The organism is Streptomyces sp. 12E, from assembly GCF_055633275.1.
Genome location: NZ_JBVNCJ010000001.1, coordinates 4884369 through 4899959 on the forward strand (window position 1 = coordinate 4884369; position 15591 = coordinate 4899959).

Annotated in this window: 16 protein-coding genes and 4 pseudogenes; 11 read left to right on the forward strand and 9 right to left on the reverse strand. The window is 72.0% G+C overall.

What is annotated here, in order from left to right; genetic code table 11:
• Positions 1-101: 101 nt before the first annotated feature.
• Entirely contained in the window at positions 102-887 is a 786-nt protein-coding gene (gene nagB, locus ACZ8ZB_RS22770; protein WP_470739505.1) for a glucosamine-6-phosphate deaminase, read from the reverse strand.
• A gap of 517 nt (positions 888-1404) precedes the next feature.
• On the opposite strand from nagB, the gene ACZ8ZB_RS22775 reads away from it, so the two are divergent.
• Positions 1405-2871, forward strand: a complete 1467-nt coding sequence (locus tag ACZ8ZB_RS22775; RefSeq protein WP_470741561.1) for a sensor histidine kinase — start codon at positions 1405-1407, stop codon at positions 2869-2871.
• A gap of 138 nt (positions 2872-3009) precedes the next feature.
• Here ACZ8ZB_RS22775 and ACZ8ZB_RS22780 read toward each other — a convergent pair whose 3' ends face one another.
• Positions 3010-3267, reverse strand: a complete 258-nt coding sequence (locus ACZ8ZB_RS22780) for a WhiB family transcriptional regulator (protein WP_030219886.1) — start codon at positions 3265-3267, stop codon at positions 3010-3012.
• A gap of 320 nt (positions 3268-3587) precedes the next feature.
• On the reverse strand, positions 3588-4556 hold the full coding sequence (locus ACZ8ZB_RS22785; protein WP_470739506.1) for a diacylglycerol/lipid kinase family protein: 969 nt from the start codon (positions 4554-4556) through the stop codon (positions 3588-3590).
• A 116-nt stretch (positions 4557-4672) separates the two neighbouring features.
• Here ACZ8ZB_RS22785 and ACZ8ZB_RS22790 point away from each other — a divergent pair, with 116 nt between their 5' ends.
• Positions 4673-5110 carry a hypothetical protein gene (locus tag ACZ8ZB_RS22790; protein WP_470739507.1) on the forward strand — a complete coding sequence of 146 codons (438 nt, stop codon included), beginning with the start codon at positions 4673-4675 and terminating at the stop codon, positions 5108-5110.
• Positions 5111-5131: 21 nt separating this feature from the next.
• On the opposite strand, the gene ACZ8ZB_RS22795 is transcribed toward ACZ8ZB_RS22790, so the two are convergent.
• The 3 genes and pseudogenes from ACZ8ZB_RS22795 to ACZ8ZB_RS22805 all read right to left on the reverse strand — a co-directional run bounded on the left by ACZ8ZB_RS22795 (position 5132) and on the right by ACZ8ZB_RS22805 (position 7211).
• A complete protein-coding gene (locus tag ACZ8ZB_RS22795) occupies positions 5132-6262 on the reverse strand; it encodes an RNA polymerase sigma factor SigF (RefSeq protein WP_470739508.1) in 1131 nt (376 codons plus the stop codon).
• 17 nt (positions 6263-6279) lie between these two features.
• Positions 6280-6693, reverse strand: a complete 414-nt coding sequence (locus ACZ8ZB_RS22800; protein WP_469793075.1) for an ATP-binding protein — start codon at positions 6691-6693, stop codon at positions 6280-6282.
• A 258-nt stretch (positions 6694-6951) separates the two neighbouring features.
• A pseudogene (locus ACZ8ZB_RS22805) lies at positions 6952-7211 on the reverse strand (UBP-type zinc finger domain-containing protein).
• A gap of 60 nt (positions 7212-7271) precedes the next feature.
• Between ACZ8ZB_RS22805 and ACZ8ZB_RS22810 the strand changes: the two are divergent.
• Positions 7272-7793 (forward strand): annotated as a pseudogene (locus ACZ8ZB_RS22810) (cation:proton antiporter domain-containing protein); the annotation flags it as partial.
• A 56-nt stretch (positions 7794-7849) separates the two neighbouring features.
• Here ACZ8ZB_RS22810 and ACZ8ZB_RS22815 read toward each other — a convergent pair.
• The 3 genes and pseudogenes from ACZ8ZB_RS22815 to ACZ8ZB_RS22825 all read right to left on the reverse strand — a co-directional run bounded on the left by ACZ8ZB_RS22815 (position 7850) and on the right by ACZ8ZB_RS22825 (position 9923).
• Positions 7850-8770, reverse strand: a complete 921-nt coding sequence (locus ACZ8ZB_RS22815) for a 1-aminocyclopropane-1-carboxylate deaminase/D-cysteine desulfhydrase (protein WP_470739509.1) — start codon at positions 8768-8770, stop codon at positions 7850-7852.
• A 34-nt stretch (positions 8771-8804) separates the two neighbouring features.
• Positions 8805-9199: pseudogene (locus tag ACZ8ZB_RS22820) on the reverse strand (DUF6010 family protein); the annotation flags it as partial.
• A gap of 133 nt (positions 9200-9332) precedes the next feature.
• The gene (locus tag ACZ8ZB_RS22825; protein ID WP_470739510.1) at positions 9333-9923 is read right to left on the reverse strand and encodes an N-acetylmuramoyl-L-alanine amidase; all 591 of its coding nucleotides are present in this window, start codon (positions 9921-9923) and stop codon (positions 9333-9335) included.
• Positions 9924-10208: 285 nt separating this feature from the next.
• Here ACZ8ZB_RS22825 and ACZ8ZB_RS22830 point away from each other — a divergent pair, with 285 nt between their 5' ends.
• The 8 genes and pseudogenes from ACZ8ZB_RS22830 to ACZ8ZB_RS22865 all read left to right on the forward strand — a co-directional run bounded on the left by ACZ8ZB_RS22830 (position 10209) and on the right by ACZ8ZB_RS22865 (position 15583).
• Positions 10209-11615: a family 2B encapsulin nanocompartment shell protein gene (locus ACZ8ZB_RS22830; RefSeq protein ID WP_470739511.1), complete on the forward strand. Its 1407-nt coding sequence runs from the start codon at positions 10209-10211 to the stop codon at positions 11613-11615.
• A gap of 133 nt (positions 11616-11748) precedes the next feature.
• A complete protein-coding gene (locus ACZ8ZB_RS22835) occupies positions 11749-12861 on the forward strand; it encodes a family 2 encapsulin nanocompartment cargo protein polyprenyl transferase (RefSeq protein WP_470739512.1) in 1113 nt (370 codons plus the stop codon).
• A gap of 192 nt (positions 12862-13053) precedes the next feature.
• Positions 13054-13668, forward strand: coding sequence for a GNAT family N-acetyltransferase (locus ACZ8ZB_RS22840; protein WP_470739513.1), 615 nt, complete (start codon positions 13054-13056; stop codon positions 13666-13668).
• Between the two features lie 147 nt (positions 13669-13815).
• The gene (locus ACZ8ZB_RS22845; protein WP_470739514.1) at positions 13816-14064 is read left to right on the forward strand and encodes a hypothetical protein; all 249 of its coding nucleotides are present in this window, start codon (positions 13816-13818) and stop codon (positions 14062-14064) included.
• Positions 14061-14276: a hypothetical protein gene (locus ACZ8ZB_RS22850; protein ID WP_470739515.1), complete on the forward strand. Its 216-nt coding sequence runs from the start codon at positions 14061-14063 to the stop codon at positions 14274-14276. The genes ACZ8ZB_RS22845 and ACZ8ZB_RS22850 overlap by 4 nt, the downstream gene beginning before the upstream one ends.
• Positions 14277-14381: 105 nt before the next feature.
• A pseudogene (locus ACZ8ZB_RS22855) lies at positions 14382-14615 on the forward strand (cbb3-type cytochrome c oxidase subunit I); the annotation flags it as partial.
• Positions 14616-14750: 135 nt separating this feature from the next.
• Entirely contained in the window at positions 14751-15335 is a 585-nt protein-coding gene (locus ACZ8ZB_RS22860) for a dihydrofolate reductase family protein (RefSeq protein ID WP_470739516.1), read from the forward strand.
• 26 nt (positions 15336-15361) lie between these two features.
• A complete protein-coding gene (locus ACZ8ZB_RS22865) occupies positions 15362-15583 on the forward strand; it encodes a hypothetical protein (protein WP_470739517.1) in 222 nt (73 codons plus the stop codon).
• Positions 15584-15591: the final 8 nt, after the last annotated feature.

The window sequence follows — 15591 nt, forward strand, 5'->3', positions numbered from 1 at the left end:
GACATCGTGGCACGGCTCGGGGCGGGGGTGCGCCCCGCACGCTCCGTGATCCCCTTTGTATACCCCTGGGACGAGGGATGGTCCAGACCACGGAGGGGCGCTCAGATGCCCTGCCAGTCCGGCTTGTTCGCGTAGGTGTGGCGGAAGTAGTCGGCGAGCTTCAGCTTGGCGGCGGCGGCCTCGTCGACGACCACCGTGGCGTGCGGGTGCAGCTGCAGCGCGGACGCCGGGCACACCGCCGCCACCGGCCCCTCGACGGTCGCGGCGACCGCGTCCGCCTTGCCCTCGCCGGTGGCCAGCAGGACCAGGTGCCGGGCCTCCAGGATGGTGCCGATGCCCTGGGTGATGACGTGGTGCGGGACCTGGTCGACGTCGCCGCCGAAGAAGCGGGCGTTGTCCACCCGGGTCTGCTCGGTCAGCGTCTTGATCCGGGTGCGGGAGGCGAGCGAGGAGCACGGTTCGTTGAACCCGATGTGCCCGTCCGTGCCGATCCCGAGCAGCTGGAGGTCCACGCCGCCGGCCCCGGCCAGCTCCTTGTCGTACGCCTCGCAGGCGGCCTGCACGTCCTCGGCCGTGCCGTCGGGGCCCATGAAGGCGTCCATGCCGATGCCGAGCGGCTCCAGCACCTCGCGCCGCAGCACCGAGCGGTAGGACTCGGGGTGGTCGGCGGACAGTCCCACGTACTCGTCGAGCTGGGCGATCCGGGCCCGGGAGGCGTCCACGCCACCGGAGCGCACCCTGGCCGCCAGTGCCTCGTAGACGGGCAGCGGCGTCGAGCCGGTGGCCACGCCCAGCAGGGCGTCGGGCTTGCGCCGCAGGAGCTGCGCCATGGCCTCGGCGACGAGCTCGCCGCCCGCCTTGGCGTCCGCAACGATGACAACTTCCACGGTGGGCCTGCCGATCTTGAGGAGGACTCGACTGGGACCGGACCCGTCAGCACGGGTCCGTGCGGTGGTGCAATGTGGTTTAGACCAATCTCAATCTAACAGAGCGGGTGCGGGGGCCGCGCGCCGAAATCGACCCCGCCGACCGGTCCCACGCGGGAACCCCACGGGTTAGGCTGCATGACGGAAGCCCGCGGGTCCGGGCCGGCGGCAACCCGCCGACCAGGAACCGAAGAACGGCGTCCGACGCATTTACAGGGACAGTGGTCTAGTCCACAATGCGTAGCAAGGCACGACAAGCCTGCCTTCCCCGCACAGGAAGGCGGAACCGAGGAACCGGAGCTCTCTGCCCTGACTGCCCCGGCTCCTCGTCCCTCGGCCGACCGGGACCGCACACCCCACGGCCGATGTTGCTCCGGGCTGCGGTGCCGGGAGGGTTGAGGGTCCCTCCCAGGCGCCGCGGCCCGCGGGTGTTTCAGGCCCCCGCGGACCGCCGGGTACGCTCGCTGACGTGCCCTCCATGAACGAACTCGTACGCCAGCACACCGCCCTCGACGACACCGATCTCGAGTGGCTCCATCTGCTGGTCTCGGAGTGGCAGCTGCTCTCCGACCTCTCCTTCGCCGACCTGGTCCTGTGGGTCCCCACCCGCGACGGCACCCGCTACGTCTCCGTCGCCCAGATGCGGCCCAACACCGGCCCGACCTCGTACCAGGACGACATGGTCGGCCACCTCGTCCCGCGCGGACGCCGTCCCATGCTGGACGCGGCCCTGGACGAGGGCCGGATCGTGCGCGAGGGGGACCCGGAGTGGCGCGAGGAGGTTCCCGTACGGGTCGAGTCCATCCCCGTGCGGCGTGAGGGGCGCGTCCTCGGGGTCATCGCGCGCAACACCAACCTGCTCACCGTGCGCACCCCGAGCCGGCTGGAGCTCACCTACCTCCAGAGCGCCTCGGACCTCGCGCAGATGATCGCGGCCGGATCCTTCCCGTTCGCGAACCAGCAGCTCGAGATGGACGCCTCGCCCCGCGTCGGCGACGGGCTGATCCGGCTCGACGCCGACGGCATCGTCCAGTACGCCTCCCCGAACGCCCTGTCCGCGTACCACCGCATGGGTCTCGCCGCCGACCTGGTGGGCCATCACCTCGGGCAGACCACCGCCGAACTGGCCCCCTCCCGTGGGCCGGTGGACGAGGCGCTGGCCAAGGTCGCCAGCGGCTGGGCCCCGCGCGAGTTCGAGATCGAGGCGAACGACGGGGTGATCCAGTTCCGGGCCATCCCGCTCAAGCCGAAGGGGACGCGCATCGGTTCGCTGGTGCTGCTCCGTGACGTCACGGAGCTCCGCCGCCGCGAACGCGAGTTGATCACCAAGGACGCGACCATCCGGGAGATCCACCACCGGGTGAAGAACAACCTCCAGACGGTGGCGGCGCTGCTGCGCCTGCAGGCACGGCGCATCGGGTCCGAGCGGGGACGCGCGGCGCTGGAGGAGGCGGTCCGCCGGGTGGGCTCCATCGCGATCGTGCACGAGACGCTGTCCCAGAACCTGGACGAGCGGGTGGAGTTCGACGAGATCGCCGACCGCGTCCTCGCGATGGTCGCCGAGATCTCCCCGGGCAAGGTCACCGGCCGGCGCACGGGCCGCTTCGGCATACTCGACGCGGAGGTCGCCACACCGCTGTCGATGGTGCTGACCGAGGTGCTGCAGAACGCCCTGGAGCACGGCTTCCGCGAGGGCGAGACCGGCACCGTGGAGGTGTCGGCGGTCCGCGGCGGCACCACGAAGGAGACCCGCCTGCTGGTCACCGTGCAGGACGACGGCGTGGGTCTGCCCGAGGGATTCGACCCGCACACCGCGGGCAACCTCGGCCTGCAGATCGTACGGACCCTGGTGGAGGGCGAGTTGGGCGGCACCTTCGACATGGTGCCGGCCCCGGAGCGGGGGACCAGGGTGATCCTGGACATCCCGGTGCAGTCGGACAAGTAGCGGGCGCGGACGGCACAAAGCCCCGGACCGCTGAATGCGGCCGGGGCTCATGCTCAACTGCGCGCTGCGGCTCGGGGGCGGGAGATGCGTACGCGCCGTACGCGCCGCCAAGCTCAGGCTGTCAGCAGGGGTGGGTTGTCAGGCGGAGGCCTGACGGGCCCGGTTGCGGGCGGCACGGCGCTTCATCGCGCGACGCTCGTCCTCGCTGAGACCACCCCAGACGCCGCTGTCCTGACCGGACTCGAGCGCCCACTGCAGGCAGCTCTCGATCACCGGGCAGCGACGGCAGACGGCCTTGGCTTCCTCGATCTGCAGCAGCGCAGGACCGGTGTTGCCGATGGGGAAGAAGAGCTCGGGGTCTTCCTCGCGGCAAACGGCGTTGTGACGCCAGTCCATGGCTGCTACCTCTCCTGGGTATGTACTGCGATTGCTTGTGAATGTGAACGCTTTCACGAATCCCTCGACAAGGGAAGGGCCGACCGCCGGGTTTCCCGGCGTTGGGTCCTTGGATTTGAAGAGGGGTTCCGGTGATCTGTGGAGGCCGGTGTTGCGGGCCGTCCCGATCGCCAAGAAGAGACTCGCAAACCTCGGCGGCGGATACAACCCCTTCCGGAAAGTTTTTTTTGATTCTTCGGTGTCGACTAGGTCACAGCCGTACTTCCATGGGGTGGATCCTGGTCTAAACGTTCGACTGAAAGGACTTTGGCCCTTTCTGCTCACACAATCACACGCAGTGCACGGCGTACGCCTGTGAACGTCACGCTGGTTCGCAGTCCCAGGTGGTCACCGTCCATCTGAAGGGGCAGCGGCACCTTCGAATGCAAGGTGAAGCGTGTCAGATCGTGCCGGGAGACGGCGTGCCTGCCGCGAGGTCCGCTCTCCGGGGACGAAGTGAGCAACTGGGTGCCATACCGGGCAACCGCGGCGGTGGACAGCCGCCTCAGACCGAAGAGATCGAGCGCGGTATCGAACGAGGCTTTAGGTGACGCGTAGATCGGGCGATTGCCGAGAAACGTCCACGGCGAGGTGTTCGAGACTATGGAGAGCACCAGATCGGTGACCGGCTCCTCACCGGGGTGCTCCAGGGTGATCACTCCGCGCCGCCGGTGCGGATCGCCGAGCAGTTGACGGACCACCTGGCGCATGTACAGCGCGTGGGTCGACTTTCTGCCGCGCTCCCGCTGCTGCTCCACCCGGCCGACCACGCCGGCGTCGAAGCCCAGCCCCGCGTTGAAGGTGAACCAGCGGGCCGGTACGGCCTCGTCCCCCGAGCCCGGCGTGCCCGAGGTCAGACCCAGGCCGACGGTGCGCTCGCGGCCCTCGCGCAGCGCGTCCAGCAGGGCGCCGGTGGCCTCCACGGGCTGGTTGGGCAGGCCCAGGGCGCGGGCGAAGACATTGGTGGAGCCGCCGGGGACCACGGCGAGACCGGGCAGGTGCTCCGGGTCGGGTCCCGCGTGCAGCAGACCGTTGACCACCTCGTTGACCGTGCCGTCCCCGCCGAGGGCCACCACCAGGTCGATGTCGTCGCTCTCCGCGGCCTGCCGGCCCAGGTCGCGCGCGTGCCCGCGGTACTCGGTGGTGACCGCCTCCAGCTTCATCTCGCTGGCGAGCGCGTGGATCAGCACGTCGCGCGTACGCGCACTGGTGGTGGTTGCCGCCGGGTTGACCACGAGAAGTGCACGCATGACGTGCAGGGTACCTACTGAGTGGTACCGGGCCCAGACCGAGGCGGGGGCGGCGGGGGAGACGGGACGTGAACCTCGGCACGGGGGGCGTGCACGGCGAGGGCTACCCTTCAGGGGTGAGCAGTGAGCAGACCACCACCCCGGACGCCACCGGGCCTCGCCCGCGCCGCCTGACGTACGCCGCGGCGCTGGCCGCCCTGGAAGGGCTCGCGCTGGTGGCCGGCGGAGTGTGGATGTCGGTCCTCGCCCTCACCGGCGAACCGGACGACCGCCGGCAGGCCGTCACCGGCGGGGTGACGCTGATCGTGCTCGCGCTGCTCCCGCTGCTCGCCGCGCGGGGACTGTTCGCCCGGCGGAGCTGGAGCCGCGGCCCCGCCGTCATCACACAGATCATCGCGCTGCCGGTGGCCTACAACCTGCTGCGCTCCGACAGCGTGGCCATCCCCGCCGGAATCGTGCTCGCCGTCGTGGCCGTCACCGCCCTCGTCCTGCTGGTCAACCCCGAGACGACCCGGGCCCTCGGTATCCGGGGGCCCGGGAACGCCGGGAAGTAGCGCCCGGGCGGTCGCGCCGGGTCACTCCTCCACGAGCAGCTTCTCCCGCAGCTGGGCCAGGGTGCGGGCCAGCAGCCGGGAGACGTGCATCTGCGAGATGCCGACCTCCTGGGCGATCTGCGACTGGGTCATGTTGCCGAAGAAGCGCAGCAGCAGGATGCGCTTCTCGCGCGGCGGCAGGTCCTCCAGCAGCGGCTTGAGCGACTCCCGGTACTCCACGCCCTCCAGGGCCTCGTCCTCGGCGCCGAGGGTGTCGGCGACCGCCGGGGACTCGTCGTCGGTGTCGGGGACGTCCAGGGACAGCGTGGAGTACGCGTTCGCGGACTCCAGGCCCTCCAGGACCTCCTCCTCGGAGATGGCCAGCTTCTCGGCCAGCTCGTGCACCGTGGGGGAGCGGCCGTGCAGCTGGGACAGCTCCGCCGTGGCCGTGGTGAGCGCCAGCCGCAGCTCCTGCAGCCGGCGCGGCACCCGCACCGCCCAGCCCTTGTCGCGGAAGTGCCGCTTGATCTCCCCGACGACCGTCGGCGTCGCGTACGTCGAGAACTCCACGCCCCGGTCGGGGTCGAAGCGGTCGACCGACTTGATCAGGCCGATGGTGGCGACCTGGGTGAGGTCGTCCAAAGGCTCACCGCGGTTGCGGAAGCGGCGCGCGAGGTGCTCGACGAGCGGCAGATGCATGCGCACCAGGCGGTTGCGCAGCTCCGCGTACTCGGGGGTGCCGTCCTGCAGCGTGCGCAGCTCGAGGAACAGGGCGCGCGCCCCGCTGCGGTCCTGAGGGTCGTGGCGCGCGTGCCCGCCCGGGGCGCCCGAAGTGCCGGGGGCGCTCCGGGCACCCCGGGCGGCGGGCGCCCGCGGCGCCTCGTCCTCGGCTTGTCGCTCGTGCTCGCTCATCGTCCCGCCCGTCGCCCTTCCCCGAGCGCTCGCCTCGTCCCCCGCCGGCCCGGCCCCGGCAGGGGCACCCCCGTGACCGGGAGCGACCCCGGCCGGCCCGGCCGCGCTCCGCACGGTCCCCCCGGGCCGCCCGCCACCCGGAGGAAGGGTCTCCGTGGAGTCGTCCTCCGGATGCGGCCGGGCCTGCTCGGGGATGCCGTCGATGCCGTCCGGCACACGCTCGGCCGGCAGCTCCCGTGTGCCGCGTTCTTCGTCCCGCACCGGCCCGCCCTCGCTCCTCACGTCGACCCGGGTCCCGCGCCGCGCTGTTTGTAGAGGCTGATCGACACGGTCTTGTCCTCGTCCACCGCGGAGGAGACCTTGCCCGCGAGCGCGGACAGGACGGTCCAGGCGAAGGTGTCCCGCGAAGGAGCGTGACCGTCCGTGGTCGGCGCCGAGACGGTCACCTCGAGCGAGTCGTCGACGAGCCGGAAGACACAGCTGAGCACCGAACCCGGCACGGCCTGCTGAAGCAGGATCGCGCAGGCCTCGTCGACCGCGATGCGCAGGTCCTCGATCTCGTCGAGGGTGAAGTCCAAACGGGCCGCGAGGCCGGCCGTGGCCGTACGCAGCACCGACAGGTAGGCCCCCGCGGCCGGCAGCCGGACTTCCACGAAGTCCTGGGTCGCGGGCTCGCCTGCGATCTGGGACACCCTCACCTCCAAGGTGGTACAAGCGTTTCAGGGCCTGGTTCGCCCCCGGGTAACGCGCTACGTGGTTCAGCGGTGACGCTATCGCGCTCTCGGCGGTCCTGTCCCCGGGACCCCGACCCATGTGCCGTCACTCATAGTAAAACTATGAATACGCTCCGTGGCTAGGGGTCTGCGGCCCCCAAATGGGAAGAGCGCGCGCCGCATTGACGTACCCAGACGTCAGACGGTCGAACCGTCCGGCACCGGGGTCACGCCGGGTCACACGCGTACGTGGTCGACGAGGTACCAGCGCATTCCTCGCCGGGCTCATGGCTCCGCATCACGGGGTGGTCGGTTTCCCCGTGGTGCTCCGTGGTGTGCCGCTTCGGCGAGGAGTCGCAGCACCCGACGTGACCACGGGTGGGGCGGAGGCGCAGCCGCACCGGATCGGTGCCGTCCCGCAGGCGCTCCGGACACGTCTCGCCGAGAGGGACGGGTTCCGGGTGCGGCAGCGCCTCGACGTGCGTGCACTGTTTCATGATTGCCAGATTACGACGCCCGTGCGAGGAGCCGCGAGGAAAAACGAGGGCGGGCCGGACATGGACGTGATGCCGCTGCTGTTGCTGGTGGCGGGCAGCGCCGCGGCCGCCCGGCGCACCCCGGTGCCGCCCCCGCTGCTGCACACGGCGGCCACCGACAGCTCCTGCCTCGGCCTGCGGGCGCAACTGCGGCCGGTGGCACCGCTGTCGGTGGGGTACGTGCTGTTCGCGACGTTCGCCGTCGGCTGGGTCCCGTATCCGATCGTGCCGGGCCTGCCGCTGACCGCGGCGCTGGTGTTCGGCGCCGCGGTGGCCCCGCCGGACGCGGTGGTGGCGACGGCGGTGGCACGCCGGGTGGGCCCGCCGTCCCGGATCACCACCATCCTCCAGGGCGGGTCCCCGCTGGACGACGCCATCGCGATCACCGCGTTCCGGGTGGCCCCGGCGGCCGCGGTCGTCGAGGGCGCGACCTGGGCCGGGGGAGTCGGCGGGTTCCTGCTCGCGGCGGTCGGCGGGCCGGCGGCCGGCCTGGTGCTGATGGCGCCGCTGCACCGGCTGCGCACCCGTGTGAAGGAGGCGCTGCGCACGCTGCTGCGCCGGCTGGACCTGGAGGAGGCGGCGGCGTTCGGGGAGACGACTCAGGGGAAGGGGCGCCCGGTGATCACCGCGGCGACCGTGCTCCCGCGCGGGAACGCGCCGTCGTCCGCCAGGGCGACAAGAGCGTAAAGCAACTTGGCGACATAGAGACGCTCGACCGGGATGTCGTGGCGGTGCTCGAAGTCCTCGGCGAACGCCTCGAGTTCCGGGGGGACGCGGGCGTAGCCGCCGAAGTGGAAGCGGTCGTCGAGGCTCCAGTCGCCGCGCGGGCCGCCGAACGCCTCGCTCTGCAGGGCCTGTATGTCTTCGGCCAGGAAGCCGCCCCTGAGCACGGGTACCCCCAGCGCGCACGTCCCGCCGCCGAGCCCGGCGGCCAGTCCGGCCAGCGTGCCCCCGGTGCCGCAGGCCACCGCCACCACGTCCGCCCGGCCGGCCAGCTCCTCCCCGAGCGCCCGGCAGCCGCGCACGGCGGCGGGGTTGCTGCCGCCCTCGGGCACGACGTGCGCGTCCTCGGCGTCCGCCGCGCGCAGCACGGCCGCCAGGGTCTCCGGCTCGGTCTTGCGGCGGTACGTCGACCGGTCGACGAAGTGCAGCCGCATCCCGTCGGCCGCGCACCGGGCCAGTGAGGGGTTGAGCGGGCGGCCGGCGAGTTCCTGTCCGCGCACCACGCCGACCGTGCGCAGGCCGAGCAGCCGGCCGGCGGCGGCCGTGGCCCGCAGGTGGTTGGAGTACGCGCCGCCGAAGGTGAGCACGGTCCGCCCGGCCGCCTCGTCGAGGTTCGGGGCGAGCTTGCGCCACTTGTTGCCGATCAGCTCCGGGTGGATCAGGTCGTCCCGTTTCAGCAGCAGCCGCACCCCGCGCCGCTCGAACCGCCCGTCCGCGACCTCCCGCAGCGGGGAGGGCAGCCGTGGGCGCAGGTCCGCGAGGGCGTCGCGGGGGCCGGGGGTGTCGGAGCCGGTCACCGGGCCATTGTCGCCCGGGGCCCCCGCGGCTTCGACGGCGGTCGCGGAACACGTCGATCAGGGAGGGACCGCCCCACAGGCACCACAGCGCGATCACCGGATCGCAGAGGGCGCAGCCCAGGGACGAGGCGGGGGCGAACGGGATGACGGGAGCGCCCTCGAGGTGGTGGACGACGTCCCACGCGGTGTGCAGCAGCCAGCCGACGCCGATGAACGTCCAGGAGTCCAGGCCGCGGAACGCGACCCAGGTGACCAGCGCCGTGAAGGCGAACTCCCAGCCGCCCAGCCCGCCGCCGCCGAGGTAGGCGGCGCCAGCACCGGCGACCATGAGGGCGTTCAGGCGCCGCCGGTGCGGTTCGCGGACGAGAGACCGAGAGACATCGACAGGGCGTAGAGGACGCCGATGCCGACCGGGACGACGTACTGCACGGCGAGGTCTTTTCCTGGGACCGGGAGGGACGGTCCACCATGCCAGGAGCGAGCCGTTCGGGGTCCCAGAGGAGCGAGCGACAGGTTCCGACGGGTTGTCGCCAGGCGGACCGCGCGCCGCCGGGCCCACGCGTCACCTCAGCCGGTCGCCGATCCGTTTCCTCATCGAGCCCATCGTGAACCCGCGCGGGTCCACCTTCCCCGGCTGCCACTCCTTGTGCCCGATCACCGACCGCTCGTTCCAGCCATGATGGCGGCACACGGCGGCCGCGGCTCTCTCGACGGCCTCCAGCTGGACCGCCGGCCAGGGGTCCTCGCCGTCGCCGAGGTTCTCGCACTCGAAACCGTAGAAGTGCCGGTTGCCGTCGGTGTTCGCCTCGTTGTCCTTCGGCAGCCCTCTCTCGGCGATCACCGCGCGGAGCACGTCGTCGTCGCCGAGCCCGGCGTGGTTGGCCCGGCCGTAGCCGACGAGGTGGACCCGGCCGTCCTTGGTGATGACGCCGTGGCACAGAGGACCGGGCAGGCCCTCGTAGCCCTTGCGGCAGATGTCGACCGTGCGGGCGCTGCCCTTGGTCACCGTGTGGTGGATCATCACGCCGTGGACGGGGCCCCACGGGCCCTTGTGGTTGCGGTTGTGGTCGCGCCAGTCGCCGACCTCGACGACCGTGAGACCCTCCGCCTTCAGAGCGCGCAGGAACGCGCTCGCGGACATGGGTGGGGCCATGACCGCCCTCCTTCGTTCCGGGCGGCAGCCGCTCTTCGCAGCCGCTCGCTACCGGGCCTATACCTGGAAGGAGCGGGTTCAACTACTCGTCCGTCTCCTGTGCGAGTCGATCCGGACAATCTCCTTCCGGTACGGCGCCGGCGAACGGGCGCCCCATGTGTGCCCATCCATCCCAAGATCCAATCCCGCTCGATCGGGTAATGGTGCGCGCACGCTGCGTGAGTAAGGCTTGATCGCGCAACGTCCCGCCCGGCGCGGGATCATCATTGGGGAGGGCGATTCTCTATGTCGGTAGGCGAAGAGGTCCGTTCGGAGCAGGCCAGGCAGCAGCAGAGCCTCGGTACGGCGGCCGCGCGGAACCTGGCCACCACGACCAAGTCCGTGCCGCAGATGCAGGAGATCAGCTCGCGCTGGCTGCTGCGCATGCTGCCCTGGGTCGACGTACAGGGCGGTACATACCGTGTCAACCGGCGGCTGACCTACGCCGTGGGCGACGGCCGGATGACGTTCGTGAAGACCGGCGACCGCGTCGAGATCGTCCCCGCGGAACTGGGCGAACTGCCGGTACTGCGATCGTACGAGGACGAGGAGGTGCTGACCGAGCTGGCCGCCCGCTGCCGGCAGCGGGAGATCGGGGCCGGTCAGGTCATCGCCTCCTTCGGCAGCCCGGCCGACGAGGTGTACCTGCTGGCGCACGGCAGGGTGGAGCGGGTCGGCACCGGTCCCTACGGCGAGGACGAGTCCCTCGGAGTCCTCGCCGACGGCGCCTACTTCGGTGAGCAGGCGCTGCTGGGCGAGGACGCCATCTGGGAGTACACCGCCCGCACCCTCACCGCCTGCACCGTGCTCGTGCTGCCGCGCGAGGCCGTCGAGCAGGTCGCCGAGCGGTCGGACACCCTGCGCGAACACCTCCGCCGGCGGCTCACGGTCCCGGAGCAGCGCACCAACAAATACGGCGAGAAGGAGATCGACCTCGCGGCCGGTCACAGCGGGGAGCCGGACATCCCGCACACCTTCGTCGACTACGAGGCCAGGCCGCGCGAGTACGAACTCAGCGTCGCCCAGACCGTGCTGCGCATCCACACCCGCGTGGCCGACCTCTACAACCAGCCCATGAACCAGACGGAGCAGCAGATCCGGCTGACGGTGGAGGCGCTGAAGGAGCGCCAGGAGCACGAACTCGTCAACAACCGCGACTTCGGCCTGCTCCACAACTGCGAGTACGACCAGCGGATCCAGCCGCACAACGGTGTGCCGGGCCCCGACGACATGGACGAACTGCTCAGCAGGCGGCGCGGGACCAGGCTGCTCCTCGCCCATCCGCGCGCGATCGCCGCGTTCGGCCGTGAGCTCAACAAGCGGGGACTCGTCCCCGAGACCATCGACGTGGGCGGCAACCGCATCCCCACCTGGCGGGGAGTGCCCATCTACCCGTGCAACAAGATCCCGGTGACCGAGGCCCGGACGACCTCCATCATCGCCCTGCGCACCGGTGAGGAGGACCAGGGCGTCATCGGGCTGCGGGCCGCCGGCATCCCCGACGAGATCGAGCCGAGCCTGTCCGTGCGGTTCATGGGCATCAACGAACAGGCCATCATCAAGTACCTGGTCACGGCCTACTACTCGGCCGCGGTCCTGGTGCCGGACGCGCTCGGCGTCCTGGAGAACGTCGAGATCGGCCGTTGGCGATGACCTACCACCGGCTCCCGCCCCGCACGCCGTGTCCCCGGCCGTCCGGGCGGGTACACCTCGGAGGTACGCGCTCGACGGGTGCGGAAGCGCCATCCCTCCGCTCCTCCACCGAGTCGGTCCCAGGGGGAAGTCGATGACGGATTCCATCACGGAGCCGAAGACGGGGCGTGCCGTGGAGAGCGCGACCGGGGTGCCGGCGGTGCCGGAGCAGCGGCCCGGCGACGGGCACGAGGCGACGACGCTGCTGGAGCGGGCACGGGCCGCAGTCGATCCGGTGCTGCGGGCCGCCGTCGGCTCGCTGCCAGGACCGATGCGCCGCGTCGCGCTCCACCACTTCGGCTGGGAGCAGGCGGACGGCACCCCGGCCGGGGGCGGTGCGGGCAAGGCGATCCGCCCCGCCCTGGTGCTCGCCGCGGCCTCCGCCCTGGGCGGGCCCGCGGCCCGGGCGGCCGCCGTACGGGCGGCGGCCGCCGTGGAACTGGTCCACAACTTCACGCTGTTGCACGACGACGTGATGGACCGGGACACCACCCGCCGCCACCGGCCCACCGCCTGGACGGTGTTCGGGGACGCCGACGCGATCCTCGCCGGGGACACCCTCCAGGCGCTCGCCCTGCGACTGCTCGCCGAGGACCCCCATCCGGCGGCCTCGGCAGCGGCGGCCCGGCTCGCGGACTGCGTGGTCGAGCTGTGCGCGGGTCAGCACGCGGACACGGCCATGGAGCAGCGGGGCCCCGGCGAGGTCACCCTCGCCGAGACGCTGGCCACGGCCGAGGCCAAGACCGGGGCGCTGCTCGGCTGCGCCTGTGCGATCGGGGCGCTGTACGCGGACGCCGGGGACGCGGACGTGGCCGCACTGGACGCGTTCGGCCGGGAGGCGGGACTGGCCTTCCAGCTCATCGACGACGTGATCGGCATATGGGGCGACCCGCGCCGCACCGGCAAACCGGTCGGCGCGGACCTGGCCGCCCGCAAGAAGTCGCTGCCGGTGGTCGCCGCGCTCACCTCCGGCACCCCGGAGGCCGCGGAGCTCGCCGCCGTGTACGCGGCCCCGCACGACGAGGAGGACGACCTGGAGGAGATCGCGCTGGCCGTGGAACGGGCGGGCGGCCGGGACTGGGCGCAGACCCAGGCGGCCGACCGGATGGCCCGGGCGATGCAGGAAGTGGCCCGCGCGGTGCCCGACCCGGAGGCGGCGGGCGGGCTGCTGGCCCTGGCCGAGTTCGTGACACGGCGCACCACCTGACGGCCCGCCGGCCGTCTTCCCGGCCCCGGAGCCACAGGTGCCGTGCGGCTCCTGACCCCGCACGGCACCGTGGCCCCGGTCCGGCGGGTCCCGCACTTCCCCACGATGTGCGGGGCCCGCCCTCCCCGGCCCGGTGGCCCCATTACGCTCAACACCCGTATGTGCGAGGCCGGTTGAGCTGGAGGGGCGGACATGGGAGTGGCGATCCGGACGGCTGGGGACGGAGACCGGAAGCTGGTGGTGCGGCTTCTGGACGAGGCCTTCCAGGACGACCCGGTCAGCGGGTGGGTCTTTCCCGGCGAGGAGTACCGCCGTACGACGCACCACAGGCTCATGGCCGCCTTCACCGACGTCGTGCTCGCCGAAGGGCGTGTCGATCTCACCGAGGACGGCTCGGCGTGCGCCCTGTGGCTGTCCGTGCCGGCGGGCGAGCCCGAGCACGGCGAGGAGCAGCCGGACGACGACGGTTTCGCGCGGATGCGCCGGGCCGTCGACCCGGACAACGAACGCGTGGAGCTGATCGGCCGGCTCACCGCGGACATCCACCCCTCGGGACGGGCCCACGAGTACCTGTGGATGATCGGCGTGGCACCGGACCGCCAGGGCGAGGGGCTCGGCACCGCGCTGATCAGCTCCGTCCTCGACCGCTGCGACCGGGAGGGACGGGCGGCGTACCTGGAGGCGAGCAGCGAGCGCAGCGCCCTGCTGTACCGGCGCCTCGGCTTCGAGGCGTCCGGTGAGCCCCTGGCCCTCCCGGACGGCCCGCGCATGTGGCCCATGTGGCGCGAACCCCGCACGACCGGCTGAAGGACCGGCCGGGAGTGACGGGTCGCGCGGCCGGCCGCCGGCGGGTCCGGGACCTCGAAAGGGACGTTCGGCCCCGGCCGTCGCCGTGCGCCCGGACTTCACTGGCCCACGGGTGGCGCCCGCCGGCCGTACCGAGGGATCCGGCGGATGCCGGACGACGAGGCCGGCGGGGGCGGGACGAGGACAACGGCGGGTGACGACGGCACGACGGGCGGGAACATCGCGGTGGTGGGGCACGCCGACCTGGCCCCGGACGCGCTCCTGCTGGTGGAGTCCGCGCTGCGGACCCGGCTGGCTCGGCTGCCCGCCCCGGCCGTGGCCATGGTGCGCACCGGCGCGGGGACGCCGCTGGCGGCCGGGCCACGCGGGCGTCCGGGTGCCCACTGGCCGTGGTGATCCCCGAGCGCGTCGGCGTGCCCGCCATGCCGCCCCAGCGGGACCGGATGGCGGCCGGCGGGCTGCTGACCCTCGCCCGACGAGGTGCGCCTGCCGGCCACGACCCGGCGGCCCGCGACTCCTGTGTCGGCGCGGACGCACGGCTCGTCGCCTGCAGCGGCCTCCTCCTGGCCGTCCGGGAGGCGCTGTCCGCCGTCCGCGCGGAGGGCTGACGGCGGGAACGGGGGCCATCGGCCCTGCCCGGTCCCCGCAGGAACCCTTCGACCCATACGGCGCCCGCTCCCCGCCGCCGATCACGGGCGCGCGGAACAGCCTGGTGGTTCCTGTACGCGCCGCTGTCCGATGAGGTCCAGTCGCCGGGTGTCGGGGCCGACCTGTGGATCACGGGCGTGGCCCTGTCCGGATTCGGCTCGATCCTGGGCGCGGTCACCTTCATCACCGTGATCATCTGCGTGCGCGCGCCCGGCATGACGATGTTCCGCATGCCGGTCTTCACCTGGAACGTGCTGCTGACGGCCCTGCTGGTGCTGATCGTGTTCCCGGTGCTGGCGGACCTTCCAGGTCCAACCATGCGGAATCTCTTCTCCCACTTGACTCCGGTCCCGATGACCCCTTGCATCCACTACGGTTGAAGTACTACAAATGAAGTTGTCAGCGACGACCGCCGCCCACGGGAAGAGACCGCGTTGCGAAAGCTCACGTACTTCATCGCCTGCTCCATCGACGGCTTCATCGGGGACCCGGAGGGCGACGCGTCGGCGATGTTCGCCTACGTCGACGAGGAGTTCTTCGGCTTCCTCGCGGCGGAGTACCCCGAGACCGTCCCGACCCCCGGCCGCAGGCAGAGGGGCATCGACCACCTGCCGAACAAGCGGTTCGACACGATCGTCCAGGGCCGGGCCAGCTACGACCTGGCCCTGAAGGAGGGCATCACCAGCCCCTACGCCCACCTGCGCGAATACGTCGCCTCCCGCACGCTGGGGGAGTCGCCCGATCCCAACGTCGAGATCATCGCTGACGACCTGGCCGGCCGGGTGCGCGCGTTGAAGGCGGAGGACAGCGCGTACGACATCTACCTGTGCGGCGGAGCGGAGATCGCCGGCGAACTGGTCGACGAGATCGACGAGCTGGTCATCAAGACGTACCCCATCGTGCAGGGTTCCGGCATGCCGATGTTCGCATCCGGCTTCGCGCTCACACACTTCGCGCTGGAGTCGGTGCGCTCGTTCGGCAACGGTGTGGTCGTGCGGACGTACAGCAGGAAGCGCTGAGCCCGCTTTGGGCCTACCCTGGGGTCATGGACAGCGAAGAGCCCGTCTGTCCCGCCTGCGGACAGCCGGTGGAGAAGGTGGTCAAGCGCCACAAGACGCTGGGCGCGTGGGTCCCGGTGTGGGTGCACGGACCGTGCCGCAACCCGGAATGCCGGGAATCCCCCTCGTCCGAAGCGGGGGAGACCGGCGCCCTCGCCTCGGGCCGAGCCCGGAAGGATGCCGGGAGCCAGGCCCCCACCAAGCGCTAGCCTTGCGG